We start from the raw sequence: 1,528 nt of genomic DNA on the forward strand, positions 1-1,528 counted from the left end.
GCAAATGCTCCGACGGGTTCCGTGATATCAAAGATCAGTTTATTCGGCATGACCTGAGCCTTGGGCAATGGAACTACGTTGTTGACCCCAACGGGTTCTCTTGATAAAAGTGTTTAAGTTATTTTTGAATCGTTACTAAGCGCCACAACCAACTCGCACATGCGTTGATCGTCCATGGCAATAACGAACTCGGAGAGGCCGTCTACGGTGCGGCCATGCGGTTGTTCCCGCACGACCCCTATTGCCGTGCCGACCTAGCCCACACCCTGCGCATCACCGGCCAACGCGAGCGGGCGGTTGAGGTCTACCGCGAGGCCCAGCAAGACTTCGCGCGCAACCCAGCAATCGTTATTGGGCTCGCGGATACGCTAATCGACCTGGAACGGCTCGGCGAGGCAGACTCGGTCATGGACTGGGCCGATCAGCTCGACATGGACGACAAGAGTGCCGCCAAACGCGACCAAATCCGCCGCCGTCTGCAACAGGCGATGAACGGCCAACCCATCCAGATCAAGCAGACACGACGCCCCAAAGAAGGCCCAGCCGGCGACCTCGACGCCTTGACCGACATCACCGGCGAAGACCTGTCACATGACCCCGCCCTTGGCCGCGCCATCCTGCTGCGCCGATCCGGCGGCGCCGACCTGGAGCGGGCAAAGTCGGAGATCGAGACCCTGCCCGCCGGCACCACCCAACTCATCGAGACCGGCCTCTGGCACGCCCAGGCCCAGGGTTGGCGGGCCGCCGCGGATTGGTTCGACCAGACCTGGGAGCGCTACGGCGGCGACGGCGTGCTGCGCGTCCACCGCAACCGCGCCCACGCCCGGGCCGGCGATACCGTGGATTGGTCCATGGAGCGGGAGCGTTACCCCTATCTCGCCACCGTGATCGAGACGGAGATCGACGGCGAGCCGCCCGCCCGCATTCGCCATATCAATCCAGCCGACGATGACCTCACCGAGGAACAGCGCCAAGACGCCTGGTTCCTGGGCCTGGTGGAGAAGAACGACCCCATCCTGCGCGACACCGCCGAGGAGGACTTGCTGTCCTCACGGCACCTCCTTGACTGAGGCTGAGGCCACCGAGCCGACGCCGAACCAACCGCTAAATGTCAAGGCAGTTGTCGCATCGATCATATCGTCGTTGCTTGGGTCTGGCGCTCCGCTTTGATGGGTTTACCGTGAAAATCGCGCCGGGACCCCGTGGGAGCGGCTTCCAGCCGCGACGAAACCTCGCAAGTTACCGCAGCGTCGCATCGCGGCCGGAGGCCGCTCCCACGGGGGACTTTCATCGTCCGGGGCGACTGGGGGCCGAATAGTCGAAGCCGGGCTAGCGGGCGACGCATCAGCCCCTCCGCGGTTCTTGCTGACAACGACCGAGACCTGCAACGCACGGCAAATCCGTTCTAGCCCGCCGTGGCTGGCCGTCCCCGCCGACGGCGGGAATTTTCGGTCATGCCCAGGTAGTCGAACACCAGGCGGACGTTGCGTGCCAGGCGCTGGATGGTGGCGGCGACGGTGTCGCGGGA

At 64.1% G+C, this 1,528-nt stretch carries 1 protein-coding gene; it reads left to right on the forward strand.

The annotated features are described in order from the left end of the window. The first annotated feature begins 215 nt into the window (after positions 1-215). Entirely contained in the window at positions 216-1,070 is an 855-nt protein-coding gene (locus QZX93_RS16195) for a hypothetical protein (RefSeq protein WP_295384025.1), read from the forward strand. Positions 1,071-1,528 lie beyond the last annotated feature (458 nt).

The sequence above is a fragment of the uncultured Thiodictyon sp. genome (genome assembly GCF_903946935.1).
Classification (GTDB): Bacteria; Pseudomonadota; Gammaproteobacteria; order Chromatiales; family Chromatiaceae; genus Thiodictyon.